Origin of the sequence: Gluconacetobacter diazotrophicus PA1 5 (genome assembly GCF_000021325.1) — a bacterium.
Lineage (GTDB): Bacteria > Pseudomonadota > Alphaproteobacteria > Acetobacterales > Acetobacteraceae > Gluconacetobacter > Gluconacetobacter diazotrophicus.
In genome coordinates, this window is record NC_011365.1 from 1248327 (window position 1) to 1274267 (window position 25941).

The window sequence follows — 25941 nt, forward strand, 5'->3', positions numbered from 1 at the left end:
GTTATCCCCCATATCCACAATATACAGTGGTCTGTATAGGTATGGACCTACCATATCCGGCTTTCGCCCCGTCACGAAGCGAGCCTAGACTGATGGTCATGACAGCCCGAAGCCATTGGAACGGCGTACGCATGCGTACCACGCAGGCCGCCGCGGACCCGGACGACGCCCTCCGCGCCGTCACCCTGCCCGTCGATTGGGACGACGAGGCCGCGGCTGCGCTGGCGCGGATGGCGCCGGGGCGCGGCACGGTCCGCCTGGCGGCCGAGGCCGCGCGCTGGGTGGACGACCTGGCGGTCGGTCCCCTTGCCGCCCAGGCGCGGTCGCTGTCATGCCTGCTGATGATGCGCCAGGCCGCCCCGACGGAGTCGCTGTGGACCGGCCAGCATGACCGGCGCCCCGGCTTCATCGTCAACCTGGCGGGGTTCGTGCAGCCCGGGTCCGGCTTCCTGGCCGACGATTTCGTGGCCGCGCTGCGCCTGATGTGCCTGGTGCTGCGCGACGCCGCCGAGCGCAAGGCCGCGCTGCGCAACGGTGAACTGCCGTTCCTCGACCTTCCGCCTCCGGCGCCTCCGACCGGCGGCAAGGCCAAGGCCCGCACGGCGGGGGCCAGGGCGGGGACGAAAACCGGGGCCGGTCCCGATCCGCGCCAGTCGGACCTGCCCCAGCCGCCCCTGGTCGCGGGCAACCTGCTGCTGACCAACCTCGATGCCTGCCTGGCCGCGCTGGGCCTGGATTATGACAGCGAGACGGCACGTGACGTGGCGTGCAGCCTGGCGTCGCTGGCGACGTCGGTCGCGCATGCCGGCGGCGGGGTCGATTCCCTGCTGCTGCCGCCCGCGCGCAGCGTCGTGCCGGGCCTGGCGGAGGCCGCCCGGGCCGTCTGGCGCGATGCCGCGGTGGAAACCGACACCATCCTGCCCCGCATCGAGACCGGATTTTCCGCCCCCGGCCCGATCGACGCCCTGCTGGGGGTCGAGGCCTGCGGGCTGGCCCCGATCTTCTCGCCCCTGCGGCCGGACGGGCGCCTGGCCGCCAGCACCCTGGCACGGCTGGCCTGGCGCGGCCTGACGCCCGAATCCGCCTTCGCCGCCGCCCTGGCGGGCGAGACCGTGCTGCGGCTGCCCGACACCCAGGCCCATCAGGCCATGCATCGCGCCGTGGCCGGGTTCGTCGACCGCATGCCCGCCCGGCCCGACGCCACGGCCGTGCCGCTGCGCGCGCGCCTGGCGCTGGAACGCGGGGCACGGCGCAACCTGCCGGCACGCCATGGCGGCTTCACGCAGAAGGCCAGTGTCGGCGGCCACCGGCTGTTCCTGCGCACCGGCGAATACGAGGACGGCACGCTGGGCGAGGTCGCGATCACCCCGGCGCGCGAGGGCCCGATGGCGCGCGGCCTGATGGACGCGCTGGGCCAGGCGGTCAGCATCGGCCTGCAATACGGCGCGCCGCTGGACGCCTATGTGGATGCGTTCGCCTATACGCGTTTCGGCCCCGCCGGCACGGTGGAGGGGGATTCGGTTGCATCCTATGCCACCTCTCTGCTGGATTATGCGTTCCGGGCCTTGTCGGATGCCTATCTGGGCCACAGACTGCCCGACGCGCCGCATCAGGACGACATCGCCGATGCCCCGTCGCCGATGCTGCCGCTGGATTTTCCCGCCGCACCCGATGGCCGCGCTTCGGGGGGGCGGCGCGGCGGCCGGTTGCGGCTGGTGGGCTGATCGGCCGCCCTGCGGCCGGACAAACGCCCGCGACCATTTGAACAGGAGTCTCCCATGACGGACAGCACACCCGAAGCCCGCCTGGACCGGCACGGCATCGTCCTGCCCACGCCACCCGTCCCCGTCGCAACCTATGTCGGCACCGTCGTCAGCGGATCGCTGCTGGTCGTCTCCGGCCAGTTGCCGCTGGTCGACGGCAAGCTGTTCGCCACCGGCAAGCTGGGCGCCGATGTCGCGACCGAGGTCGGGGTCGATGCCGCGCGCCACTGCATGATCAACGTGATCGCGCAGGTCCGCGCCGCGGTGGGCGACCTGTCGCGGGTGCGGCGCGTGGTACGGCTGGGCGGGTTCGTATCCTGCGTGCCCGGCTTTACCCAGCACGCCACGGTCATGAACGGCGCGTCGGACCTGGCGGTCGCGATCTTCGGCGATGCCGGGCGGCATGCCCGCTCGACCATCGGCGTGCCGTCCCTGCCGCTGGACGCCGCCGTCGAGGTCGAGGGCCTGTTCGAGATCGCCTGATCCGGGGCGCACGAACGTGACCGCCCCGAAACTGAGCCTGAGCCTGCATCGCGCCATCGCCGACATTCCGGCGGCGGAGTGGGATGCATGCGCCGGGGCGGACAATCCCTTCGTCAGCCACGCCTTCCTCTCGGCGCTGGAAGATAGCGGATCGGCCGGTCCGCGCACCGGCTGGCTGCCGCAGCATGCCGCCATCCGCGACGGCGCGGACCGCGTGCTGGCCGTGGCGCCGATGTACGCCAAATCGCATTCCTACGGCGAATATGTCTTCGACCAGTCCTGGGCCCGCGCCCTGGAACAGGCGGGGGGCGACTATTATCCGAAATTGCAGGTCGCGGTGCCGTTCTCGCCCGTGCCGGGGCCACGCCTGCTGGTCCGCCCCGATGCGCTGCCCGACGGGACGGACCATGCCCCCGCCCTGCGGCTGGCGCTGATCGGCGCGCTGCGCCAGGCGTGCGGGGAACTCGGCCTGTCCTCGGTGCATGCTACCTTCTGCACGCAGGAGGAATACGAGCAGTTCGGCGAGGCGGGGTGGCTGCAACGGCTGGGGGTGCAGTTCCACTGGGACAATCGCGGCTATGGCAGTTTCGACGATTTCCTGGCCGCGCTGTCGTCGCGCAAGCGCAAGGTTCTGAAGCGCGAACGCCGGGACGCCAACCAGTGCGGCCTGACCTTCCGCACCGTCCGGGGCGCCGAAATCACGCCCGACCTGTGGGCGCATTTCTATCGGTTCTATACCTCGACCGTCGATCGCAAATGGGGCAGCGCCTATCTGACGCGGGCGTTCTTCCCCCTGCTGTCGGAACGCCTGGGCGACCGGGTGGTGCTGATGCTGGCCGAACGCGACGGCCGGCCGGTCGCGGGCGCGCTGAACCTGATGGGGGCGAGCACGCTATATGGCCGCAACTGGGGATGCGACGGCGACTATCCGTTCCTGCATTTCGAACTGTGCTATTATCGCGCCATCGATTTCGCCATCGCCCACGGACTGGAGCGTGTCGAGGCCGGGGCGCAGGGCCACCACAAGATCCAGCGCGGCTACCGCCCCTGCGCCACCTATTCGGCGCACTGGATCGCCCATCCCGGTCTGCGCGCCGCCGTCGCCGATTTCGTGGCCGAGGAACGCGCCGCGACGCTGCAGGAAATCGCCGAACTGGACACGCTGTCGCCCTACCGCACGGCGGGCGATGAGTAGAACGGTGGGACTGGCGGGCCGTCCCGAAGACGGGCGTCCTCCAGACGGCGTTTCCCCCAGTAAGCATGCTGTATAACCGCGGGGGCACGTCCCCGGGGACCGCACCGCGCAACCGCGCGACCTGACCCGTCATCGCAAATTGTTTATTACGTGCTCGTCGCCCCGGCGATATACGGTCTGGTTTCGGATCGCGACCCAGCGACCACGGATCATGACAACACCATAAAAACATCAAACATAAAATCGTCATAACCCACAGAAACGATCTCGCGTTTTCTTCCCGGCCGGGGCGTGCTTCCCGGAAAACGAGGAAGACGATTCCTTATTGTTCCTGACTTCCGACCGCCCCCCACGTCACCTGATGGTTCTCCAGGCCCGCGAAGCGCCTGCCTTGCCGGTTCTGCGTTCCATCCCATCCATCCTGGAACAGAATGCGTATCACTTTTTCGCGCACGCGCCCCAGCCTTGCCTGGCGCATCTGGATCATGGCGGCCGTAGCCGTCCTTTCCTGCCATCCCGCCCGCGCGCAATATCGTGGTCCGGTCGCGGAAACCGCCCCGTCCTTCTCGCTCGATACCCCCACATCGTACGCGAACACCCCGTTCACCCCGCCGGTTGAACACATGGTTTCAGCCTGGGGCAACGCCGTCCAGAACCTCAACCGCAAGGGAATCGGCCTGGTCATCGACTATACCAGCGAAAGCGCACTGGCGCTCGATGCCGGCAATGCCGGGGACGCAGGCTATGCACACCAGATCGGCGTACAGTTGGACCTGGATTGGGACAAACTGGTGGGCTGGCGCGGCTTTGTGACCCATGCGGCCATCGTCAATCGGGCGGGCCATAACATGGCCGCCGATTTCGGTGACAGGTCACTCAACGGATTCCAGGAGATCTATGGCGGCGGCGGCAATACGGCCGTTCACATGGTCTATGTCTATGGCACGCAGAACCTGTTCCACGACCGCGTGCAGATCGCGATCGGCAAGCTGCCGGTCAATATCGACTTTTCCGCGTCCCCCCTGTTCTGCACGTTCATGAACAAATCCATGTGCGGAAACCCCAAATCCCTGACCCGCGGCGCCGCGGGTTTCGGCACCTATCCGGGTTCGACCTGGGGGACGCGCGTACGCTACTGGCCCATGCACGGGGTCTACGCGCAGGCCGGACTGTACGGCGTCAATCCGGACCTCAATACCAATCGGTATGACCGCACCGGATTCAACTTCAACACGAATCTCTATACCGGCGTCTACGTTCCGGTCGAGGTCGGCCTGATCCCGTCCTTCGGCAGGAACCAGCTTGTCGGTCACTACAAGGTCGGCGTCGCCTACGATTCCTCGAACTACGCCGACAATTACTACGATGTTAACGGCGCCCCCCTGGCGCTGACGCGCAGGGCCGCGCGGATGGACACCGGCAAGACGCAGCTCTGGATCGAAGGCGACCAGATGCTGATCCGCAACGGCCATGGCCCGCTCAACGGATTCTATGTCATGGCCGGCCTGGTGCGTAACACGCCGGAAAGCAGCCCGTACCTCTATCAATATTATTTCGGGATCGTGGACCGGGGCTTCTGGCGCGCGCGCCCCGACGACACGTTCGGCATCGAGGTCTCGCGGGCCACGGCCAGTCCGGACCTTGTCGATACGCAATGGCTCGATTACGCAGCGGGGCGCAAGCTGCCGGCCAATGCCACCTATCCGCAAAGCCATATCAGCGTGCTGGAAGCCACCTACAACATCCACGTCTGCGAGGGGCTCTCGATCCAGCCGGACTACCAGCGGATCATGCGGCCCAACCTGCAGCGCAACAAACCCGCGATCGACGCGATCGGCCTGAAGATCCACGCGACGCTCTGACGGTCGCCCCCCCCCGCCTGCCTTTTCGCAACCATCCGGTCTGGAGCCCGCCATGTCCCGCCCGCCGCTGCCGCCTTTCGATGCCGAAACTGCCGCGCTCAAGACCCGCCTTGCGGAGGACGCCTGGAACGGCCGTGATCCCGAAAAGGTCGCGCTGGCCTATACGCCGGACAGCGTGTGGCGCAACCGGTCGACGTTCATTCGGGGACGAGCGGAGATCATCGCCTTCCTGGCCGGCAAATGGGCAGGTGAACAGGACTATCGTCTGATCAAGGAAGTCTGGGCTTTTCGCGAAAACCGCATTGCCGTGCGCTTCGCCTATGAATGGCATGACGCCGCCGGCCAGTGGTTCCGGTCCTACGGCAACGAAAACTGGGAGTTCGACGAGGCCGGACTGATGCGCCGGCGCCTCGCCTCGATCAACGACCTGGCCATCGCCGCCGCCGATCGCCTGTTCCACTGGCCGCAGGGCCGTCGCCCGGACGATCATCCGGGTCTGTCGGACCTGGGCCTGTAGCGGCAGCGGACAGAATCCCGACCGTCCGGGCCGATAGCATCGGGGCAGAGGAAACGCGCGCCGGATCGCTACCGGCGCGCGTTTCCGGGCAGACGTGTCAGGAGATGGCCTTGCGGAGGTTGGTATCCAGCGCCGCCAGGAAGTCCTCGGTCGTCAGCCATTTGGCCTCGGGCCCGATCAGCAGGGCCAGGTCCTTGGTCATCTGGCCGGCTTCGACCGTTTCCACGCAGACGCGTTCCAGCGTTTCGGCGAAATGCGTTACGTCCGGAGTGTTGTCGAACCGTCCGCGATAGGCCAGGCCGCGCGTCCAGGCGAAGATCGACGCGATCGGGTTCGTGCTGGTCGGCCGGCCCTTCTGGTGTTCGCGGTAATGGCGGGTCACGGTGCCATGCGCGGCCTCGGATTCCACCACATCGCCGGTCGGGTTCAGCAGCACCGAGGTCATCAGTCCCAGGCTGCCGAAGCCCTGGGCCACGATGTCGCTTTCCACGTCGCCGTCATAGTTCTTGCACGCCCAGACATAACCGCCGCTCCATTTCAGGGCGGACGCCACCATGTCGTCGATCAACCGGTGTTCGTAGGTCAGGCCCAGCCGGTCGAAATCGACCTTGAACTCGGTCTCGAAGACCTTCTGGAACACGTCCTTGAACATGCCGTCATAGGCTTTCAGGATCGTGTTCTTGGTCGACAGATAGACCGGCAGCTTACGGTCGCGGCCATAAGTCAGCGACGCGCGGGCGAAGCCTTCGATCGAGGCCAAGGTGTTGTGCATGCCCAGCGCCACGCCCGGGCCCTTGAAATCATGCACCTCCAGTTCGATCGGCGCGCCGCCGTCGACGGGGGTGTAGGTCAGGCTGACCTTGCCCGGCCCCGGAATCCGGGTTTCCGCCGCGCGATAGATGTCACCATAGGCATGGCGGCCGATGACGATCGGCTGGGTCCAGTGCGGCACCAGGCGGGGCACGTTGGAACAGACGATCGGCTCGCGGAAGATGGTGCCGTCCAGGATGTTGCGGATCGTGCCATTGGGCGACCGCCACATCTTCTTCAGCCCGAATTCCGTCACCCGGGCCTCGTCGGGGGTGATCGTCGCGCACTTGACGCCGACGCGGTACTTCTTGATCGCCTCGGCCGCCTCGACCGTGACCCGGTCGTCGGTGGCGTCGCGATGTTCGATCCCCAGATCGTAATATTTCAGGTCGATATCGAGGTAGGGAAGGATCAGCTTCTGCTTGATGAAGCTCCAGATGATCCGCGTCATCTCGTCGCCGTCCAGTTCGACGACCGGCTCCTTGACCTTGATCTTGGCCATACGGCTCTTCCTCTTGTGTTATCTCGCCGGCCTGTGGCCGGACGCTTATTAGGTCCGAGGGATGGGACAGATCCACGGCCCGTCGGCAGGGGACGACGCGGCGATGGGCCTGTCCGGAAACGCATGCGCGTTTCCGGCTAAATTCTTAACGGCGTCCCCGCAACGCGCATACTGCCTGCCGGGCGGACCCGGTCACGATCCGGTTATGGCGGGGCCGGAGTGATCCAGATCATGGTACGGGGTGTGCCGATATGGTGCAGTTCCTGCGCCGATCCTGCCCACCGCGCCGGAGACCCCGCGATGATGCACGCGATGCGATTGAATGCCCCGCATACCGACCTGGAATGGGTGGAACTGCCCGACCGCCTGCCCGGCCCCGGCGAGATCCGGGTGCGCGTCGGGGCCTGCGGCGTGTGCCGCACCGACCTGCACGTGGTGGATGGCGACCTGCCCTTTCCCGGCCATCCGGTCATTCCGGGGCACGAGATCGTGGGCCGGATCGAGGCGCTGGGCGAGGGTGTGCAGGACCTGAAGATCGGCCAGCGGGTCGGCGTGCCGTGGCTGGGCCATACCTGCGGCATCTGCCGCTACTGCCACAGCGGGCATGAAAACCTGTGCGACCATCCGCTTTTCACCGGCTACACCCGCGACGGCGGCTATGCCACCGCCGCCATCGCCGATGCCCGCTATGCGTTTCCGCTGGGCGAGGAAGGCAGCGACGTGGACCTGGCCCCCCTGCTGTGCGCGGGGCTGATCGGCTGGCGGTCGCTGGTGATGGCGGGCGAGGACGCGAAGACGGTGGGGCTGTACGGCTTCGGCGCCGCCGCGCACATCATCGCCCAGGTGGCGCTGTGGCAGGGCCGCACCGTCTATGGCTTCACCCGCCCGGGCGACCGCCCGACGCAGGATTTCGCCCGGTCGCTGGGCGCGACCTGGGCCGGCGGATCGGACGAGGCGCCGCCGGAGAAGCTGGACGCCGCCATCATCTTCGCCCCCGTGGGCGCGCTGGTTCCGGCGGCCCTGCGCGCGGTGCGCAAGGGCGGCCGCGTGGTCTGTGCCGGTATCCACATGAGCGACATCCCCAGCTTCCCCTACGATTTGTTTTGGGAGGAACGGCAACTGGTTTCGGTCGCCAACCTGACACGGCAGGACGGTATCGATTTCCTCTCGCTGGCGCCCAGGATCGGCGTCCGCACCAAGACGACGCGCTATGACCTGCGCGATGCCAACCGCGCGCTGGCCGACCTGCGGGCCGGACGGTTCGAGGGCGCGGCGGTGCTGGTGCCCTGAGCGGCGCGGGCGGGCAAAGGGCGCGGATTGAGGCATTTTACCGGCCATTCCGCTTTATCGCTGGCCTTTTCGGCGGGGGTTCTTTATGGAGCGCCCTTTCCCGCATTGCGCATATGCCCGACCCGCCCTGGGGCCGTGACGCGCCCCTATTGTCCGGATTGACCTGACCCATGCCGTTTCCCGAGACCCATCCCGCCCTTCGGCGCGCGCTAGACGCGCGCGGCTATGAAGAGCCGACCCCCGTCCAGAAAGCCGTGCTGGATGTCGCGGCGGACGGAAGGGACCTGCTGGTGTCGGCGCAGACCGGATCGGGCAAGACGGTGGCGTTCGGCCTGGCGATGGCCGACACGCTGCTGGGCGGGGCCGAACGGTTCGGCCCGGCCGGCGCCCCGCTGGCCGTCATCATCGCCCCCACCCGCGAACTGGCCATGCAGGTCCAGCGCGAACTGTCCTGGCTGTACGCCCCGGCCGGCGCGCGCATCGTGTCGTGCATCGGCGGCATGGATGCGCGGCGCGAAGCCCGGGCCCTGGAAATCGGCGCGCATATCGTCGTCGGCACCCCCGGGCGGCTGTGCGACCACCAGTCGCGCGGACGCCTGGTCCTGTCCGAACTGCGTGTCGTGGTGCTGGACGAAGCCGACGAAATGCTGGACCTGGGCTTCCGCGACGAATTGCAGCAATTGCTCGATGCGATGCCCGACACGCGGCGGACGCTGCTGTTTTCGGCCACCATCGCCAAGGACATCGCCACCCTGGCCCGCCGCTACCAGCGCGACGCGCTGCGGATCGACACGCTGTCCGGCGCCCGGCAGCACGCCGACATCACCTATCGCGCCGTGATGGCCGACCCGCGTGAGATCATTCCGGCCGTCGTCAACATCCTGCGCTTCACCGACAGCCCGACCGCCATGGTGTTCTGCGCCACGCGCGAACTGGTGCGCCACATGCAGGGCGCGCTGCTGGAACGCGGCTTTTCGTCGGTCGCGCTGTCGGGCGAACTGGGGCAGAGCGAGCGTACCCGCGCGATCGAAAGCCTGCGCACCGGGCAGGCGCGGGTCTGCGTCGCCACCGACGTCGCAGCGCGCGGCATCGACATTCCCGCGCTCAGCCTGGTGGTGCATGCCAGCCTGCCGACCGACAGCGCCACCCTGCTGCATCGTTCGGGCCGTACCGGCCGCGCCGGGCGCAAGGGCGTATGCGCCCTGATCGTGCCGGTTTCGATGCGCCGGCGCGCCGAGCGGCTGCTGACGATGGCGAAGGTCTCGGCCGAATGGACCGCCGTGCCGACCGCCGAGGCGATCCGCGCCCAGGACGCCGAGCGCCTGCTGACCGACCCGATCCTGACCGAGGGCGCGGCCCCGGGCGACGAAGACCTGGTCGCCCGCCTGGCCGAAAACCGCAGCGCCGAGCAGCTGGCCGCCGCCCTGCTGCAGATGTACCGCGCCCGCCTGCCGGACCCCGAGGATATCCGCCCGCTGCGCGTCGAGGCACCCCGTGCCCCGCGCGAGGGCGATTATGCCCGCCGCAAGGAACAGGGCCCCCGCGAGGACCATGCGCCGCGTGGCGGACCGGGTGCGTGGTTTTCCATGAGCGTCGGCCGCCAGGACAAGGCCGACCCGAAATGGCTGGTGCCGCTGATCTGCCGTCTGGGCGGGGTGCGCAAGAACGATATCGGCGCGATCCGCATCGCCGACGACCACACGCTATTCGAAATCGCGACGGAATCGGCCGAGCGCTTCACCGCCTGCGTCGCCGCGACCGATTCCGACGAGGTGCGGATCAGCGCGGCCAAGGCCCCGGCGGGCGGCCCCCGTGGCGTAAGTGGCGAACGCGGCTATGCCCCGCGCAAGCCCGCGGGCAAGGCCGGCTATCCGCACGGACCGCGTGCCGGTCGTGCACCGGCGGGCGCCACGCGCGGCGCGCCCTCGTCACGCAAGCGGGCGCCGTCGCGCGCGTCGTAGCGCAAACAGGTCCAGGGCTCTGTCCTGGACCCGCCAAAATCCAATAAATCGCGGCGACCGGGCCTATAGTCCGCCCAGGGCGCCCGCGACGCTTGCCCCGGCCTGCTGGCTCAGCCGGTTCTGTTCCGCCGTGCCGGCGGCGCGCAGCCGGTCCAGTTGCTGGCCCGGCAGGGCGCGCGCGGAATCGACCGCATCACGCCCCGCCTGGACGCGCTGCCGCACGTCCTGCGTCGCCCCCTGGACCGCCTGGTCGCGATAGGCCTGGGCCTGGCCGTTCATGCAGTGCTCGCGTTGCGACAGGCGCCCGGCCACATCCCAGCCCGGCCTGGAGGCCGACCCGCAGGCCGCATCGGCCGACCCGGCGCGGGCGGACGAAGCGGCAACCGAAAGGACCACCACGGTCAAGGCCGGCAGGGCCAGGGCCGGCAGGCGGAGGGCAGACATGGGATTTCGGAACATTATTGATACGGCTTTCATGTTTGGTCGATAGTTCAGCAGAGCATGCCGCCATGGCGAAATTAGGTCCACGGTATGGCAGGGCCGGGCCTGCCGCATGGGTCGCCCGTCATGCGGCGGCATCCGTCTTGCTTCGTTCGGCCACCACCGTCGCGCCGCTGATGAAGCCCGCCGGCCCGCTTGCCAGAAACGCCACGAAATCAACCAGATCGTCACCCGCTTCGTAATAAGGCGGCACCATCCCCGACTGCGTCACGCCGCCGACCGGACCAGGCCGCACCACGTTGACGGTAATGCCATGCGGCCCCAGGTCGCGGGCCAGGCCCTGGGCAAACCGTGTCAGCGCCGCCTCGGCCGGACCGTGAAGCGACGCCGCGTCCACCGCCGGCCCGCCTGTCACGCCGGACGGCACATCCGACGCGGGGGCGACGAAGATCATCCGGCCGTCCCGTCCCATGTGGTCCGCCGCCGCGATGGCCTCCAGCATCGTGCCGCGCACCGCCACATCCAGCAGGAAGGCCGCAAGCCCGGCCGCCGGCAACCCGTCGGGCACCTGGAACCCGGCGGCACAGACCAGCACATCGATCCGGCCGAATTCGGCCATGACCCGCGCGACCATGGCGGAATTGTCCGTCACCTGCCCACTGTCCGCCCGCAGCGCCAGAACCCGGCGGCACGTCACCGCAATCCCGTCGGCCATCCGCTGCGCCGCGTCACCGTCGCCGGTGAAGGTAAGGGCGACGTCGAATCCATCCGCCAGCAGGCGGGCGGCGATGGCCGCCCCCGTCCCCTGGCTGCCACCCGTCACGACGGCCACACGCTGCACCATGTGATCCCTGTCCCTTCATCTCCATCCCTCCGCGATCATACAATCGGGGGACGTGGCGATTTTGTCTTCTGGCCATATCTCATATATACGCATTATGCATATATTGAAGCGAACGGCATCGAAACAGAAGGGTAACGCATGGTATTGGGCGTGATTGCGGATTTCGCATTGTTCGTGGCGGTGCCATGGCTGACATGGCGCCTGCTGGGACGGCGGATTCCCATCGCCGTCCTGCCGATCGTGGTGGGTATCCTTCTGGCGGTGACGCGATGGCCGGTCGGGCGGCTGGGCGTTCCCTCGGCCACCGGCGACATGGTCGGCTGGGTCGCCGTGCTGATCCTGGCCTTCACCGCCGGGCTGGAAATGTGGCAGCACCCCGGGGAAGACCCGTCCGTCGCCCCCGTCCCCGCGACATCGCTGCGGCGGCTGCTGACCAGCGCGCTGGTCGCGCTGGCCCTGCCGTTCGGGATCGGCACGCTGCTGGTGCATACGGTGCTGATGCCGCTGCCGGACTGGCAGCCGCCCGACGGCCATGGCTGGATCGGGGCCATGGCCATCGGGCTGTGCATCGCCGTCAGCGCGCTGCCGGTGCTGATCGGCATCGTGCGCGAACTGGCCCCGGCGGAACGCGCGGTGGGGCAGTTGGCCCTGCGCCTGGCGGTGGTCGACGACATGGCGCTGTGGACGGGCCTGGCCGTGCTGCAGTTCGCGGCCGACGGGGCGGGCGCCCTGCATGGGTGGCATCGGACGCAGTTCCTGGCGGCCCTGATCCTGGGCGTGATGGTGGCCATCAGCGGCTGGACCACGCGCCGGGTGCGGAATCCGCCCCTGTGGCTGATCTGGGCCGTGCTGCCGCTCTGGCTGGCGGCGGGATCGTGGGCCAGCATGCAGCTTGGCCTGCACGAACTGATCGGTGCCTATGCCGCCGGCGCGCTGATGCCGCCGCGCTGGGTCCGCCGCCTGCCGGTCGAACAGGCGGGCACCCTGGCGCTGATCTGGCTGGCCCCGCTGTTCTTCGGGCATAGCGGCATGCATATCGACGGCCGTGCCCTGACCTTCCCGTCGGTCCTGGCCTCACTGCTGCTGGTCGTGGTCTCGATCGCCAGCAAGCTGGGCGCGGTGCTGGCCTATCCACCCGCGCCCGGCCTGCGCGGACGCCGCGCGCTGGCGGCGGGCGCGCTGCTGCAATGCAAGGGCCTGATGGAAATCGTCGCGGCGACCATCCTGCACCAGCGCGGCATGGTCTCGAACTTCGCCTATGCCTCGCTGATGCTGCTGGCGGTGATCTCCACCGTGCTGACCGGGCCGATGTTCCGCCTGTTCAACGGCGGCACGTCGCGGGAATGACCATCCCCCCCGACGCCGGCGTCTCGACGCCGGGCCGGGGCCTGGGCCATGATACGTCTGACCCCGTCGGAGGAATCCAGCGCCCCATGTCCCTTCATCCCGCCCCCGCCCGATGAGCCTCGCTTCCGTCCGGGCATTCCTGGCCGAGCACGCGCCCGACCTGGACGTCATCGAACTGGCCGGGTCCACCGCCACGGTCGCCGAGGCCGCCACAGCGCACGGCACCATACCCGACCAGATCGCCAAGACGATTTCGCTTCGGCTGGGCGAGCAGGTGGTGCTGGTGGTCGCGGCAGGCACCGCACGGCTGGACAACCGCAAGACCAAGGCCGTCTTCGGCCACAAGCCGCGCATGCTGGACCGCGCCGAAGTCGAGGACCTGACCGGCCACCCGGTGGGCGGGGTCTGCCCTTTCGGGCTGAAATCGCCGCTGCCGGTCTATTGCGACATCTCGCTGCGCGCGTTCGACGACGTGATCCCGGCCGCCGGGGCGATCAACAGTTCGGTGCGCCTGCCGCCCGATCGCCTGGCCACCCTGACCGGCGCCACGTGGGTGGACATCTGCCAGAGACCGGAATGACGCGCCGGGCCGCCAGTAGCGTCGGTGACGTCAGTGAATCGCCAGTCGCGGCGGCGGGATCGTCACCGGCACCGGGTCGGCCAGGTGCGGCGCGGGCGGCGGCGGGGCTGGCGGGGCCGGGGGTGCCGTCTTCACCACCGCCACCGGAATGGCGGTATAATGCGGCCCGGGCGGCGGCTTGGGATGGCGGGACAGCACGACGAACAGGCCGGCGTAGGTCAGCGCCAGCACGACCAGCACCCCGATCTTGAGCTTCCTCGGGTTCGGCAGCCGGGGCGTGCCGGGCGGGGGGAGCGAGCGAAGCAGCATGGAGGGCAATCATTCCTGACCTGGGGATGGCCCCTTATAGCAGACCGCCGCCGCCAGACCATGGCGCGGGGCCATGGTCCGGGACCACGACACTTCTCCCGGAACTGTGCGATACCCGCGACGTTCCGACGCAGCCGGCCGCGCCAGCGGACCGGCCTCCATGCCGCAAGGAACCTTCCCCACGTGATGCCCTTCGTCCCCGGATCCATCCGCCGTCTCCCGGCCTGCGTCCTGATCGCCGCCCTGGCCTGCCTGACGATGGCGCGCGCCCATGCCGCCGGCCAGCCCCAGACCGCCGACCTGCTGCTGGAAGCCCCGTATCGCCAGGCCTATGTCGCCATGCAGCGCTTCCCGGACTGGATCCGGCGCGGCCGTGCGACCTCGGCCCCCAGCAGCCAGGTCACGATGGACGGCCAGACCTACATCGTGGGCCATCTGTGCCAGCCGCATGATTGCGGCAACAACCAGCTCGACATCGTCTTCGCCCCCGGAGGCCGCGCCGCATGGGGCCTGCTGCACACCCGCACCGACGAAAGCCACCCCTTCCTGCAAAGCTGGCTGGGCGCGCCGGATGAAAAGATGCAGGCCCTGCTGCTGCGGGCCTATGCCGCCGGCAACCCCGAAAGCCGCTAATCCCGAATACGTTCGCCGCCGTTGGACGTGCCCAGGCGCCAGTATCCGGCGGCACGGATCCGGTCGCGCGGTATCGCTTCTTCTTCGATCAGGTAGGTCCGCAGCGCCCGGACGGTCTCGATTTCCGCTCCGATCCACACATGCAGGGTCCGCGTGTCCAGGGCGAGGCGGCGCAGAGCGTCAAGCAGCACCGGGGATCGCCCGGCCGGTGCGCCGGCGCGGGGCAGCCACAGGACCCGCGCGTCGGCGGCGCTCGACAGGCGGCGTTCCTCGGCTGCGTCCTCGACTTCGATCAGCGCCGTCACCGTGGTGCCGGCGGGCAGTTCTTCCAGGCGCCGCGCGATCGCCGGCAGCGCGGTTTCGTCCCCGATCAGGAGATAACCGGCATGATCGCCGGATATCACGAACGAACCGCGCGGGCCGCCGACCCCCAGCCATTGTCCGGGCGCGGCCTGCGCGGCCCAGCTTGTGGCGGGGCCATCACCGTGCAGCACGAACTCGATGCTCAGTTCGCCGCACGCGGGATCGAACCGCCGGGGCGTATAGTCCCGGGCGATGACGGGGACCGCGGGATCGCGAACAGGCCGTCCATCGGGGCCGATGGCCGGCAGGACGGGCCGATCCTGCCCCGGCGCGGGAAAGAACAGCTTGACGTGATCGTCGGCGGCGGCGGTCCTGAAGTCCGCCAGGTCGGGACCGGTGAAGACGACGCGCCGCATGCGCGGCGACAGATCTTCCACGCGGACGACCTGCATCATGCGCAGCCGCACCGGCGGACGGGCGCGCGGCGCCGGAGAAGATAATGCGTTCATCGCGGTACTCCGGAAAAGGGCGGGACGGTCAGTCCGAGCTGCCGAGGATCTCGGCCGCCGCACGGTCGAGGATACGCGCGATGCGGCGTGCTTCGTCCGGCGCGCAGCCGCGCTTGCGCATCAGCGCCTGCTTGATGGCGTGACGCGCCCGGTGCAGGTCGTCCGCCGCCTGCGGATCGGGGGCATCGACACCCGCGAAGGCATCACGGACTTCGGCCATCCGGCCGCCGATGCGGGCCAGCATGTCGAGGATGGCGTCCGCGTGGCCCCGATTGGCCTCCAGGTAGGCGCGGCCCTCGTCGGTCAGGGTGTAGAGCTTGCGATTGCCCTCCGGCGTGACGGTCGCATGGCCGATTTCCTCCAGGTAGGTCAGGGCCGGATAGACCATGCCGGGGCTGGGCGCGTAGAACCCGCCCGATTTTTCTTCCAGCAGGCGGATCAGTTCGTATCCGTGCGCCGGACGGTCCGCGAGCAGGCTGAGCAGGACCAGTTGGAGTTCCTCCGAACTGAACTTGCGGCCGGCCGGGAAGTCGCCGCCCCCGAACCCCCGGCCGAAGCCGCCGCCGAAGCCACGGCCGAACCCGTGGCGCCCGTGGCGGCGACCGATGGCATGGAGGATATGATGAAGACGGTGAGTGGGATGATGATCTCTAAACATGTCTTACGATATGTATATCGTAAGACATGATGCAAGACCTATTTTGCGGCGCTGGGCCGCCATGCCCTTTCGCCCCCCGGCACTTCCTGCCATAGTCCGGCCGATCCCGCGGCGCCGCCGCCCGACCGGCCCGGCGCACCCCGGGGATTGTCCGGGATCGTCGTCGACCTGCCCGAATCGGACCCCGGGCCTTCGCGCCAGTGAAATGCCCGGAGAGACGCTTACCGTGACGACCATCCTTGCCGGCCGCCTGCCCGCCCTGTTTCTGTCATGCGGCCTTGTCTCGGTCGCCGCGTCCGCGATGGCGCAGGATGCCCCGGCCCACGGACCCGCCGCCCAGGTCCAGCGACAGGTCGCCGTCCTGCAATCCAATCCCAACGGGGTCAGCCGGGACTGCCTGGACGCGCTGGCGGAAGTGCACAAGACGCAGGATACGATCTCGGCCGAAGAAGACCGCTCGAAGGACCCGGACCTGGACGTCGCGCGCGACGTGCTGGAAACCGATCTTGAAACGGCGGTCCAGTCCTGCCGCGCCGATACGACGTCGATATGCGACAAGGCCGGGGCCGACCCCAAGCTGGCCAAGGCCTGCGCGGCACTGGACCAGAGCGAGGCCGACCCGAAGGCCGACCAGGATTAGGGCAGACCGTGACGAGGCGGGATCACCTGGTCAGGTAAAGATGCTCTGAAGACAGAAACCTAGAGGACGGTCAGGCGGTCCAGCCCATCGGCGGTGGCCAGAACCGCCGCTTTCTCCGCACGGTTCAGCGCGGCGACCGCGACAGTCCGGTCCGGGCTTTCCTCCAGTTTCAGCAGGCCCACCAGCAGGTCGGCATTGATGGGGTCGCCCGCCCGGCGCGGCGGGGGCAGCATCGCGCGGTGCGCCGCCATCAGCGCGGGATCGTCCAGAAGCAGCGCGATGGCGTCGGCCGCGCGCGGCGGCGGCAGGGCGGCACGGGCGGCGGCGGCGCGCAGCAGGATATCCGGCGGCGCCGTTTCCTCGGGGATCAGCAGCAGGCCGGCCCGCCGCAAGGCCTGGCCCGCGCCCCGGCTACCGGTGACGGCCGCCAGCGGAATGGCGAAGACCAGCCCCAGCAGCACCGGGGTCATCCACAGGAACAGCGGGATCGAGACGCTCCACGCGCTGCCGCCCAGGACCAGGCCGAACAGCATGTACCGCCAGTAGGCGCGCACGATGTCGCCGAACGGCACGCCCCCGTCATCGCGCCGTTGCGCGTTCCAGCCCGAATCCTGCCCCAGCAGGATCGAGATCACGCCCGAGGTCTGGATCAGCATCGCCACCGGCGCGACCAGTCCGCCGACCAGCGTTTCCACCAGCACCGACAGCGCCGCCCGCAGCGCCCCGCCGCAGCCCCGGCAGGCGGCGCGGTCGAACAGCAGGGCGACATAGGCCATCAGCTTGGGCGCCAGCAGGATCGCCATCGTGCCGATGAACACGTATTTCGCCTGTTCGGGATCGACATGCGGCCAGTTGGGATAGAGCGACTTGGTATCGCCGAAATATTCCGGCTTCTCGAACCGGGTCTGCAGCGAAATCAGGATGCCCGCCAGCAGGAACACCAGCCACATCGGCGACGTGATGTAGGAGCCGATTCCCATCATCATGTGCAGCCGGCTGATCCAGTGCAGGCCGCGCGTGGGCACCACCTTGGCGTGCTGCAGGTTGCCCTGGCACCAGCGCCGGTCGCGAATGGCGATGTCGGTCAGCGACGGGGGACTTTCCTCGTACGACCCCGCCAGGCCCGGCACCATGTGGATCGCCCAGCCGCCACGCCGCATCAGCGCGGCCTCGACGAAATCGTGGCTGAGGATATGGCCCCCGAACGGCTTGCGTCCCGGCAGATGCGGCAGGCCCGCCTGCTCGGCGAAGGCACGGGTGCGGATGACGGCGTTGTGCCCCCAGTAATTGCCCTCCGCCCCATGCCACCAGGCGATGCCATGCGCGATCAACGGGCCGTAGACCCGCCCCGCGAACTGCTGCATGCGCGCGAACAGCGTGGTGCCGTTGACGATTTCCGGCAGGGTCTGGATCAGGGCCACGCCGGGATGGCGCTCCATCGCGGCGACGATGCGCACCACCGTCTCGCCCGCCATCAGGCTGTCGGCATCCAGCGTGACCATCTGCGGATAGGCCCCGCCGAAGCGGCGCACCCATTCGGCGATGTTGCCGGCCTTGCGCTCGGTATTGACCGGGCGGCGGCGATAGAAGATCCGCCCCTGCCCGCCCGTCGCGGCGCGCAGCGCCAGGAAGGCGGCTTCCTCCTCGACCCAGATGTCGGGGTTGGTGGTGTCGGACAGGATGAAGAAATCGAAATCGTCCAGCCGGCCCGTGGCGGCCAGGCTGTCATACATCGCGCGCAGCCCGGCCATCACCCGGCCCGGGCTTTCGTTATAGGTCGGCAGCAACAGGGCGGTGCGCGTGGACAGTGCCGGCAACGGCCCGTCCCGCGCGATCCCCAGCCCCAGCCCGCCATGCCGCAGCAGCGAGATGAACCCGCCCACCGCCGACGTGAAGGCCAGGGCGATCCACTGGAACAGCAGGACGAACAGCACCAGCAGCACCGCGCCCAGCACCGACAGGCCCATCGAGTTCAACACGCGGTTCATTTCATACGCGCCATAACCCGTCAGCAGGCACGCCGAGCCGATCACGGCCAGCCGCCGCAGGGCGATCATCGGCGGTTCGGTGACCGGCGTACGCGGACGGCCATGGGTATCGGGCCATGCCGACAGGGACTGCACGTCCATCCGCATCGGGGATTCGTCCGGCAGGGCGCGGAACGCGCCGGACGCGTCCGCCTGTCCCGCCCGCTTCTGCCGCGCGCCTGGGTCTAGGGTGTCCATCGATAGGTCCATTGTTCCGAAACCGGTCCGGAATCATCGGCCAGCGCGCAGGTCAGTTCCGCGATCTTCGCATCGCCGGGCGCGAATTCGAAGGTCGTGCGCCAGCCATGGATGTTCGGATTCGGTTCCACCACCACGTTGCGGATGGTGCCCACCGAACTGCTGGGCACCAGATGGAACTTCGCATCCGGCGGCAGGTTGGCGAACGGCGCGCCGCTGAAATCGATTTCGAAGAAGCGCGCATTCCGGTCGTCCGTCACCGCGCCGACGCGGGTGGCGGCCACGCGGGCCAGCCGGGTCGGCCACGGCGTGTCCCATCCCCAGTACATGCGATAGGTGAAGGCATATTCCCGCCCCCCGGCCAGCCCGCCCTTCGGCCGCCAGAACGACACGATATTGTCGTTGACCTCGTTCGGCGTCGGGATTTCCACCAGATCGACCGCACCCGCGCCCCAGTCGCCGATCGGCTCGATCCACAGGGACGGGCGCTTCTCGTAATTCAGGGCCAGGTCCTCGAAATCGGCGAAGGCGCGCTTGCGCTGCATCAGGCCGAACCCACGCACCGAGTCGTCGGCGAAGGCCGAGAATTGCAGGTCCTGCGGGTTGCGCAGCGGCCGCCACAATTGCTGCCCGCCGCCGGTCCAGATCGACAGGGCCTCGCTGTCATGGGCGGCGGGGCGCCAGTCATCGACATGGTTGCGATCGTTGGCGTCGAAATAGAACATGCCCGTCAGCGGCGCGATGCCCGGCTCGGCGATCGCGCCACGGGGATACAGATAGGACTGCACGTCGAAGACGGTCATGTCCCCGGGCCGGATGGTGAAACTGAAGGCGCCCGCGACCGAGGGACTATCCAGCAGTGCATGCACCACCACCGAATCGATGCCCGGCTGCGGCTTTTCCAGCCAGAACGCCCGGAACAGCGCGAATTCCTCGCCCTTCGGATTGCCCGTCCCGTCCGCGAAGCCACGGGCCGACAGGCCGTAATTCTGCCCCTTGGCCACCGCGCGGAAATAGGACGCGCCCAGGAAGACGCAGCATTCCTCCATCACTCCGGGCGTGTTGATGGCATAGCGCAGCCGCAGCCCCGCGAAGCCCAGATCGTCCGTCACCCGCAATTTCGGGTCGCCATAGCTGAACAGGTCGGGATTGTAGGGTACCGGCGCCGCCTTGCCGTCCGCGACCTCGTAGATCTCGATCCGGGGGCGGTAGAGGAAGCCGCGCGGAAAGAATTCCACGTCGAAGGCCAGATTCTGGCCATGCCACAATGCCTGTTCGGGTCGATAGGCGATCGCCCGGTACTGGTCGAAATTCAGGGCGTCGATCGCGGCCGGCAGGCTCTGGTCCGGCGCGCGATAGGGATGGCGGGACAAATGTTCCGCGATCTGCCGCACCGTCCCGGCTTCGAAGGCCCCGGTGGGCGAAGGTGCCGAACCGGCCGGTGCATCCGCCGCGCGGGCACGGCCGACGCCCCCCAGGGCGGTCCCCCCCAGGAGCGACAGCAGGGACATGCCGGCACCGGCTTTCACGAGATCGCGTCTTAACATCCTTGCTCCCCGGACGCCGCGCCATGCGGCCCGTTCGTATGGTTTCCCGCCGGCGTCTTCGCCCGCAGGTTGTGCCGTCCTGTCCTGATCGTAGGCCGTCCGGCGCGGGCGAACAATCCGCCCAAGATTGCCAGACTGGCGGATAGTTGTGGCTTTTTTACGGCGTTGTCCGGGACTTGGCCGGTTTACGTCCCGTCCAGGGGATCGCGTTGGTGCTTACCCTGGGGCGGAGCCAGCCGTGCCTCCAGCGCCTCCAGCGCCGGGGCGGCGGCCGCCTGCGCCAGGCGTTCGATATCGCGATACAGGCGCAGGACTTCGGCACCCGCCGCCGAGAGCGCGGCCCCGCCGCCGCCGCCCGGGCGGGCCTCGACCACCGGTGCGGCGAAAGCGCCGTTCAGCGCCTCGACCAGCAGCCACGCCCGGCGATAGGACATGCCCATGGCCCGCGCGGCGGCCGAAATCGATCCGGTCTCGCCGATCGTTTCCAGCAGGCGGATCTTGCCGTGGCCCAGCATCGGCTGGTCCCGCGCATCGATCCGCACCGTCAGACGCACATCCGCCATCGCATTCCCGTCCCCTGATGTGCTGCATGCTATGCTGGACACCCTGCCCGCCTGTCGAGAGCGTTTATGCCGCCCGAGTTCCCCGCCGACTCCGATCCACGATCCCTATGGCGCGCCATGTGCGCGGACGACCTGCCCGCGGTCATGGACCTCGCCGCGCGCATCCATCCCGACTACCCGGAAGGTGAAGCGGTGTTCGCCGAGCGGCTGGCGCTCTGCCCGGCTGGCTGCCTGGTCCTGCCGGGGGCGGAGGGGCTTGTGGGGTATGTGCTGAGCCATCCCTGGCGGGTGGATGGTCCGCCGGCGCTGGATTCGGCGCTGGGCGCGCTGCCGGCGGTGCCCGATTGCTGGTACCTGCACGATATCGCCCTGCTGCCCCCGGCCCGGGGCCAGGGGGCCGCCGCCGCCGCGCTAGCGCTGATCGGCACGCGGGCGGCGCAGGCGGGGTTGGGGCGCATCGCATTGATCGCGACCGGCCAGGCCGCCGCCTACTGGCGGCGGGCGGGCTTCACCCCGTTGGACCAGCCGGACGCCGCGACCGTCCTGCGCAGTTACGATCCTCGCGCGCAGTTGATGGCGCGTGGAGTGTGACACAGGCCGGGCCCTGCCCGGACCCGGCAGGGCATGATGCCCTGCACCCCGATCAAGAGACCTTCCTAGCGGGGCAGCGCTGCCCGTACGCCCTGGTCGCGAATCGCCCGCCGCGCGGCCACGATGGCATCGGTCAGCGCCGGGGTCTGGACGTCGCGCCAGCCGTCGAAGGACGGCAGGGCCAGCGCCGCCGTCAGGTCGTCCGCGCTGGCCAGCGCGATCTGCGCCGCGTCCAGGGTCGGTTCGAAGGGCGTGTAGGATGCCCCGTTTTCGTCCACCCCGCGCAGCATTTCCAGATAGGCGGCAATGCCGAAGGCGATCCTGGACAGGTCCCCGCCATCGGCCAGCACGCGCCGCACCGTCTCGGTCCAGAAGACCTGGATCTTGGACGACCCGTCGCCGCCGATGCGCAGCAACTGGTCGGCCATCGCCGGGTTGGAGAAACGGCTGAGCACGCTGCGCCGGTATTCCTGCGCATCCAGGCCCGGCGGGGTGCTGAGGCGCGGAATCACGTCCTGCTCCAGATACGCGTTCACGAAACGCTCCAGGTCCGGGTCGCGCAGGGTTTCGTCGATCAGCCGATAACCCAGCAGCAGGCCGGAGAACGCCAGCAGGGCGTGCGACGCGTTCAGCATCCGCACTTTCACCTGCTCGTATCCCGTCACGTCGTCGACGAACTGCACGCCCGCCTTCTCCAGCGCGGGCCGGCCGGCGCAGAATTTATCCTCGACCACCCACTGGGTGAAATCCTCGGCCACCAGCGGCAGCGCGTCGTCCAGGCCGCTGGCCGCGTTCAGCCTGGCCGCGATGGCGGCATCGACGGTGGGCGTGATGCGATCGACCATGGCGTTGGGGAAGGTAACGTTTTCCGCGATCCAGGCCGCCAGGTCGGGGTCGCGGGCCTGCGCATAGCCCAGGAAGGCGGTGCGGGCGACGTCACCGTTATGGCGCAGGTTGTCGCACGACATCACGGTGAACGGGCCTGCGCCAGCTGCCCTGCGGCGGGCGAGGGCCTCGACGACGAAGCCGAAGATGGTGGTGGGCGGGGCCTCGCCCGACAGGTCCGACCGCACGGCCGGCGTGTCCAGGCGGAAGGCGCCGGTCGTCTCGTCGATATTGTACCCGCCCTCGGTGATCGTCATGGTCACGATGCGGGTGGCGGGGTCGGCCAGCAGGTCCAGCACCGCCTGCGGGTCGGCGGGCGCCAGCAGGTAGGACCGCAGCGCGCCGATCACCCGCACCGTGCGCGTGCCGTCCGGTGCCGCCTCGGTCAGGGAATAGAGGCAGTCCTGCGCGGTGAAGGTCTCGGCCTTCTCCTGCGACCGGGCGCCCCCCGTCAGGCCCACGCCGGCAATGCCCCAATCCTGCTGCCCCGGCAGGGCCAGGCAGCGATCGACATAGAATGCCTCATGCGCGCGGAAGAAATTGCCGACGCCGAAATGCACGATCCCCGTGCCGATCGCGGACGGGTCATAACCCGGTGCGGAAACGCCGGCCGGCAGAGTCTCCAGAATTGTCCGGTTCATCATGTCGCCTCATTCTCCTTCTCGGTCGTTATCTCAACAGGGTGGGGTGCGACATTGCCGGACCACAGCGCGCGGACGGCGCGCTGAAGGTCGGCATGCAGCAGCCCCAGGGTGAACTGCATCACCGGGCTCCAGTCCGGGCCCGGTTCACGCAGCACGGCCAGTACCGCCTCCGCGTCGCCGTTATCCGGGTGGCCATGACGGCGGCGGCCCCTGGCCTCGCGCGCGCAGCGGCGGGACAATTGCGCCAGGACACGGGCCAGCGCCTGCCGCTCCGCATCCAGAACGCTGCCGGTGGCCAGGGTTTCGCCGCCCTCGGTCGCGGCACGGGCGGCAAAGACCGCGCTGCCGCGCAGCCGCCGCAGCAGCGCCGGCAACGCGTCCAGCAGCGGGTCCTGCCGGCCGCGCAGGAAACCCAGCCCCTCGACCTGGGCCTCGGCCACCGCGCCGTAGATCTCCTGGATATGCGTGCGACAGGCCTCGTCGGCGGCCTCGATCGCGTCATGATCCAGCGCGCCGCGCAGCGCGTGGTCCAGCAGGTCCGCGATATCCGCGACCAACTGACCCGCCGAGCGTAGCACGTCGCGCCGTGCCTCGTCATGCAGCACGAGGAACGCGACGGCCAGCGAGGTGACCACCCCGATCAGGATCGAGGCGACGCGGTCCAGCGGTCGCAGGAACGGATCGCCCTGCGAGGGAAACAGCAGGACGATCATCAGCGTCACCGCCGCGAACCGCATGTTGGGCCGCGCCGCCGCCAGGATCGCCAGCGGCGTCAGGGCCAGCCAGAAGATCAGCCAGCCGGGCAGCGGCGTCATCTGCAGCAGCACGATCGCGCAGATCCCGGCCCCCGCGCCCAGCAGCGTGCCCATGATCTGGTCGCGCCCCGTGGTCAGGGTCTGGGTAATCCGGCTCTGCGTCACGATCACCGACGTGATGACCGACCAGACCGGTTCGTCCAGATGCACCGCCCGGGCCAGGACGTCGGACAGCAGGACCGAGACCAGCAGGCGCACCGCCTGGCGGATTTCGGCGCCACGCGGTTCCAGCGCCCGCCGGATCGCGGCCCAGCGGCCGGCGGCGACGCCGGTTCCGGCCGGTCCGGTTGTCCCGGGGTCCCGCGCCGTCACGCTATTTCCCGTCCCCTCCGACCAGCGGGAGCGGCACCCAGCGCAGCCCGTCGCCGTTCTGCACCAGGAACAGGACCGAACGCCGATGCTGCGCGCGCGCCGCCTCGACCAGGCGGCGCAGGTCGGCGGGGGACGCGACCTCGGACTGCTGGACCTCGGTGATCACGTCGCCGGGGCGCAGGCCGCGATCGGCGGCCGGGCCGTCGGCGGCCACCGCGGTGACGACCACGCCCTTCTGCCCCTCGGCCAGGCTGTATTTCTGCCGGGCGACGTCGTCGATCGCCCCCACGGTGAAGCCCATGCCCTGCAACTGAACGTTGCCCTGGGCCGTGGCGGCGGGCTTGGGCGCCGGGGCCTCGGCCGCTTCCTCGGGCAGGGCGCCGACCGTGACGGGAACAGTCAGGACATGACCATGGCGCCACACCCCCAGGCTGACCACCCGGCCGGGGGATTCGTCGGCCATCAGGCGCGGCAGGGCGCGGCCGTCGATCTCCTTGCCGTCCAGGGTCTGGATCACGTCGCCGGTCTGCAGCTTCGCCGCCGCCGCCGGGCCCTTGGGCTCGATCCCCGCGATCAGGGCGCCGCGCGCGACCTTAAGGCCCAGCCCGTCGGCGATGTCCTGGGTCACGTCCTGGATCCGCACGCCGATCCAGCCACGCGACACCTTGCCGGTGCGGCGGAGCTGGTCGATGATGCCCCGCGCCTCGGCCGAGGGAATGGAGAAGCCGATGCCGATCGACCCGCCGGAGGGCGAATAGATCGCAGTGTTGATGCCGATCACCTGCCCCTGCATGTCGAACAGCGGACCGCCGGAATTGCCCTTGTTGATCGGGGCGTCGGTCTGGATGAAATCGTCGTACGGACCCTGTTCGATATTGCGGCCGCGGGACGAGATGATGCCGGCCGTCACCGTGCCCGACAGGCCGAACGGATTGCCGATCGCCAGCACCCAGTCGCCCACACGCGCATGGTCGCTGTCGCCGAAGGGCACGGCGGGCAGCGGATGGGGCGCATCGACCTTCAGCACCGCGAGGTCGGTCCGGTCGTCATGGCCCAGCAAATGCGCCTTGAGCACCGTATTGTCCTGCAGCGTCACCGTGATCTGGTCCGCGTGGCGGACGACGTGGTTGTTGGTGACGACGATCCCCGACGGGTCGATGATGAAGCCCGACCCCAGCGCCTGCATCTTGCGCGGCGCGGCCTCGGGCCCGGTCTGCCGGTTCATGAAATCGTGGAAGAATTTCTCGAACGGCGATCCCTCGGGGAAATTGGGGACCTGGGGCGTATCCTCGCCCCCACCATCACCGTCGGAATCGCCGTCCTGGTCCCCGGGCTTGACCGTCTCGGTGGTCGAGACGTTGACCACGGCGGGCAGCAGCCGCGCCGCGAGGTCCGCGAAGCTGTCGGGCGCGCCGCGCCCCGGCGCGGGCAGGTGGACCGGCGGCACGGTAACGGGCGGGACCGCAGGGGCGGCGGGCGCGGCTGGGGCGACCGGATGCGGCACCACCGCCGGTTCGGCCCGGAGGCCCCCCCCCGCGATCAGGGACAGGGCCGCCGCCAGCCCGACGGCGGCACAGGGACGGAAGAAAACCGGAACGGTCAGGGGCATCGGGCAGGCAGCTTCCAGAAAACGAGGACGTCGCGGAGGCTGCATCCTAGACACGGATCGCCCCGGCTTGAAGCGATCAGTGTGATAAATATGCCCGGACCGT

The 25941-nt window shown here is 69.1% G+C and carries 24 protein-coding genes; 12 read left to right on the forward strand and 12 right to left on the reverse strand.

Annotation, left to right across the window (positions count from 1 at the left end; genetic code table 11):
• Window positions 1-92 precede the first annotated feature (92 nt).
• The 5 genes from GDIA_RS05535 (at window position 93) to GDIA_RS05555 (ending at window position 5820) form a co-directional block, all read left to right on the forward strand.
• Window positions 93-1724 carry a TSCPD domain-containing protein gene (locus GDIA_RS05535; protein ID WP_012553593.1) on the forward strand — a complete coding sequence of 544 codons (1632 nt, stop codon included), beginning with the start codon at window positions 93-95 and terminating at the stop codon, window positions 1722-1724.
• 54 nt (window positions 1725-1778) lie between these two features.
• Complete coding sequence (locus tag GDIA_RS05540; RefSeq protein WP_012223727.1) at window positions 1779-2246, forward strand: RidA family protein; 468 nt, start codon at window positions 1779-1781, stop codon at window positions 2244-2246.
• Between the two features lie 16 nt (window positions 2247-2262).
• Window positions 2263-3441, forward strand: coding sequence for a GNAT family N-acetyltransferase (locus GDIA_RS05545; RefSeq protein ID WP_012553594.1), 1179 nt, complete (start codon window positions 2263-2265; stop codon window positions 3439-3441).
• A gap of 431 nt (window positions 3442-3872) precedes the next feature.
• Window positions 3873-5303 carry a carbohydrate porin gene (locus GDIA_RS05550; protein WP_012553595.1) on the forward strand — a complete coding sequence of 477 codons (1431 nt, stop codon included), beginning with the start codon at window positions 3873-3875 and terminating at the stop codon, window positions 5301-5303.
• A 52-nt stretch (window positions 5304-5355) separates the two neighbouring features.
• Entirely contained in the window at window positions 5356-5820 is a 465-nt protein-coding gene (locus GDIA_RS05555; RefSeq protein ID WP_012553596.1) for a nuclear transport factor 2 family protein, read from the forward strand.
• A 97-nt stretch (window positions 5821-5917) separates the two neighbouring features.
• Here GDIA_RS05555 and GDIA_RS05560 read toward each other — a convergent pair whose 3' ends face one another.
• Window positions 5918-7132 (reverse strand): NADP-dependent isocitrate dehydrogenase, encoded by a 1215-nt coding sequence (locus GDIA_RS05560; protein WP_012553597.1) that lies wholly within the window; start codon window positions 7130-7132, stop codon window positions 5918-5920.
• Window positions 7133-7435: 303 nt separating this feature from the next.
• Between GDIA_RS05560 and GDIA_RS05565 the strand changes: the two genes are divergently transcribed.
• Window positions 7436-8422, forward strand: a complete 987-nt coding sequence (locus GDIA_RS05565) for a zinc-dependent alcohol dehydrogenase family protein (RefSeq protein WP_041249670.1) — start codon at window positions 7436-7438, stop codon at window positions 8420-8422.
• Between the two features lie 170 nt (window positions 8423-8592).
• Entirely contained in the window at window positions 8593-10383 is a 1791-nt protein-coding gene (locus GDIA_RS05570) for a DEAD/DEAH box helicase (protein WP_012553599.1), read from the forward strand.
• A gap of 63 nt (window positions 10384-10446) precedes the next feature.
• On the opposite strand, the gene GDIA_RS05575 is transcribed toward GDIA_RS05570, so the two are convergent.
• Together GDIA_RS05575 and GDIA_RS05580 are read right to left on the reverse strand one after the other, a co-directional pair.
• Window positions 10447-10827, reverse strand: coding sequence for a hypothetical protein (locus GDIA_RS05575; protein WP_012223707.1), 381 nt, complete (start codon window positions 10825-10827; stop codon window positions 10447-10449).
• Window positions 10828-10948: 121 nt separating this feature from the next.
• Window positions 10949-11668, reverse strand: coding sequence for an SDR family NAD(P)-dependent oxidoreductase (locus GDIA_RS05580; RefSeq protein ID WP_012553600.1), 720 nt, complete (start codon window positions 11666-11668; stop codon window positions 10949-10951).
• 138 nt (window positions 11669-11806) lie between these two features.
• Between GDIA_RS05580 and GDIA_RS05585 the strand changes: the two genes are divergently transcribed.
• Window positions 11807-13015, forward strand: a complete 1209-nt coding sequence (locus GDIA_RS05585) for a cation:proton antiporter (protein ID WP_012223703.1) — start codon at window positions 11807-11809, stop codon at window positions 13013-13015.
• 112 nt (window positions 13016-13127) lie between these two features.
• Window positions 13128-13595, forward strand: coding sequence for a YbaK/EbsC family protein (locus GDIA_RS05590; protein ID WP_012223701.1), 468 nt, complete (start codon window positions 13128-13130; stop codon window positions 13593-13595).
• A gap of 30 nt (window positions 13596-13625) precedes the next feature.
• Here GDIA_RS05590 and GDIA_RS05595 read toward each other — a convergent pair whose 3' ends face one another.
• Window positions 13626-13904, reverse strand: a complete 279-nt coding sequence (locus GDIA_RS05595) for a hypothetical protein (RefSeq protein WP_012553601.1) — start codon at window positions 13902-13904, stop codon at window positions 13626-13628.
• A gap of 186 nt (window positions 13905-14090) precedes the next feature.
• Here GDIA_RS05595 and GDIA_RS05600 point away from each other — a divergent pair, with 186 nt between their 5' ends.
• On the forward strand, window positions 14091-14537 hold the full coding sequence (locus GDIA_RS05600) for an Ivy family c-type lysozyme inhibitor (RefSeq protein WP_012553602.1): 447 nt from the start codon (window positions 14091-14093) through the stop codon (window positions 14535-14537).
• Here GDIA_RS05600 and GDIA_RS05605 read toward each other — a convergent pair.
• Both GDIA_RS05605 and GDIA_RS05610 read right to left on the reverse strand, forming a co-directional pair.
• Window positions 14534-15349, reverse strand: a complete 816-nt coding sequence (locus GDIA_RS05605) for a siderophore-interacting protein (RefSeq protein ID WP_012553603.1) — start codon at window positions 15347-15349, stop codon at window positions 14534-14536. The two genes, GDIA_RS05600 and GDIA_RS05605, sit on opposite strands and share 4 nt — an antisense overlap.
• 28 nt (window positions 15350-15377) lie before the next feature.
• The gene (locus GDIA_RS05610) at window positions 15378-16007 is read right to left on the reverse strand and encodes a PadR family transcriptional regulator (RefSeq protein WP_012553604.1); all 630 of its coding nucleotides are present in this window, start codon (window positions 16005-16007) and stop codon (window positions 15378-15380) included.
• A 226-nt stretch (window positions 16008-16233) separates the two neighbouring features.
• On the opposite strand from GDIA_RS05610, the gene GDIA_RS05615 reads away from it, so the two are divergent.
• Window positions 16234-16647: a hypothetical protein gene (locus GDIA_RS05615; RefSeq protein WP_049762871.1), complete on the forward strand. Its 414-nt coding sequence runs from the start codon at window positions 16234-16236 to the stop codon at window positions 16645-16647.
• A gap of 59 nt (window positions 16648-16706) precedes the next feature.
• Here the strand turns inward: GDIA_RS05615 and mdoH are convergent, their stop codons facing one another.
• The 3 genes from mdoH to GDIA_RS05630 all read right to left on the reverse strand — a co-directional run bounded on the left by mdoH (window position 16707) and on the right by GDIA_RS05630 (window position 20982).
• Window positions 16707-18872 (reverse strand): glucans biosynthesis glucosyltransferase MdoH, encoded by a 2166-nt coding sequence (gene mdoH / locus GDIA_RS05620; RefSeq protein WP_012553606.1) that lies wholly within the window; start codon window positions 18870-18872, stop codon window positions 16707-16709.
• Complete coding sequence (locus GDIA_RS05625; RefSeq protein WP_012553607.1) at window positions 18860-20419, reverse strand: OpgD/OpgG family glucan biosynthesis protein; 1560 nt, start codon at window positions 20417-20419, stop codon at window positions 18860-18862. The genes mdoH and GDIA_RS05625 overlap by 13 nt, the downstream gene beginning before the upstream one ends.
• Window positions 20420-20604: 185 nt before the next feature.
• The gene (locus GDIA_RS05630) at window positions 20605-20982 is read right to left on the reverse strand and encodes a winged helix-turn-helix domain-containing protein (RefSeq protein ID WP_012553608.1); all 378 of its coding nucleotides are present in this window, start codon (window positions 20980-20982) and stop codon (window positions 20605-20607) included.
• Between the two features lie 117 nt (window positions 20983-21099).
• Between GDIA_RS05630 and GDIA_RS05635 the strand changes: the two genes are divergently transcribed.
• The gene (locus GDIA_RS05635; protein ID WP_244455111.1) at window positions 21100-21573 is read left to right on the forward strand and encodes a GNAT family N-acetyltransferase; all 474 of its coding nucleotides are present in this window, start codon (window positions 21100-21102) and stop codon (window positions 21571-21573) included.
• Window positions 21574-21638: 65 nt separating this feature from the next.
• On the opposite strand, the gene GDIA_RS05640 is transcribed toward GDIA_RS05635, so the two are convergent.
• Genes GDIA_RS05640 through GDIA_RS05650 form a run of 3 tightly spaced genes read right to left on the reverse strand, consistent with a single transcriptional unit; the run spans window position 21639 to window position 25838 of the window.
• Window positions 21639-23102 carry a mannitol dehydrogenase family protein gene (locus GDIA_RS05640; RefSeq protein WP_043458740.1) on the reverse strand — a complete coding sequence of 488 codons (1464 nt, stop codon included), beginning with the start codon at window positions 23100-23102 and terminating at the stop codon, window positions 21639-21641.
• Window positions 23099-24229, reverse strand: coding sequence for an FUSC family protein (locus GDIA_RS05645; protein ID WP_012223677.1), 1131 nt, complete (start codon window positions 24227-24229; stop codon window positions 23099-23101). The genes GDIA_RS05640 and GDIA_RS05645 overlap by 4 nt, the downstream gene beginning before the upstream one ends.
• 1 nt (window position 24230) lies before the next feature.
• The gene (locus GDIA_RS05650; protein WP_012223674.1) at window positions 24231-25838 is read right to left on the reverse strand and encodes a DegQ family serine endoprotease; all 1608 of its coding nucleotides are present in this window, start codon (window positions 25836-25838) and stop codon (window positions 24231-24233) included.
• Window positions 25839-25941: the final 103 nt, after the last annotated feature.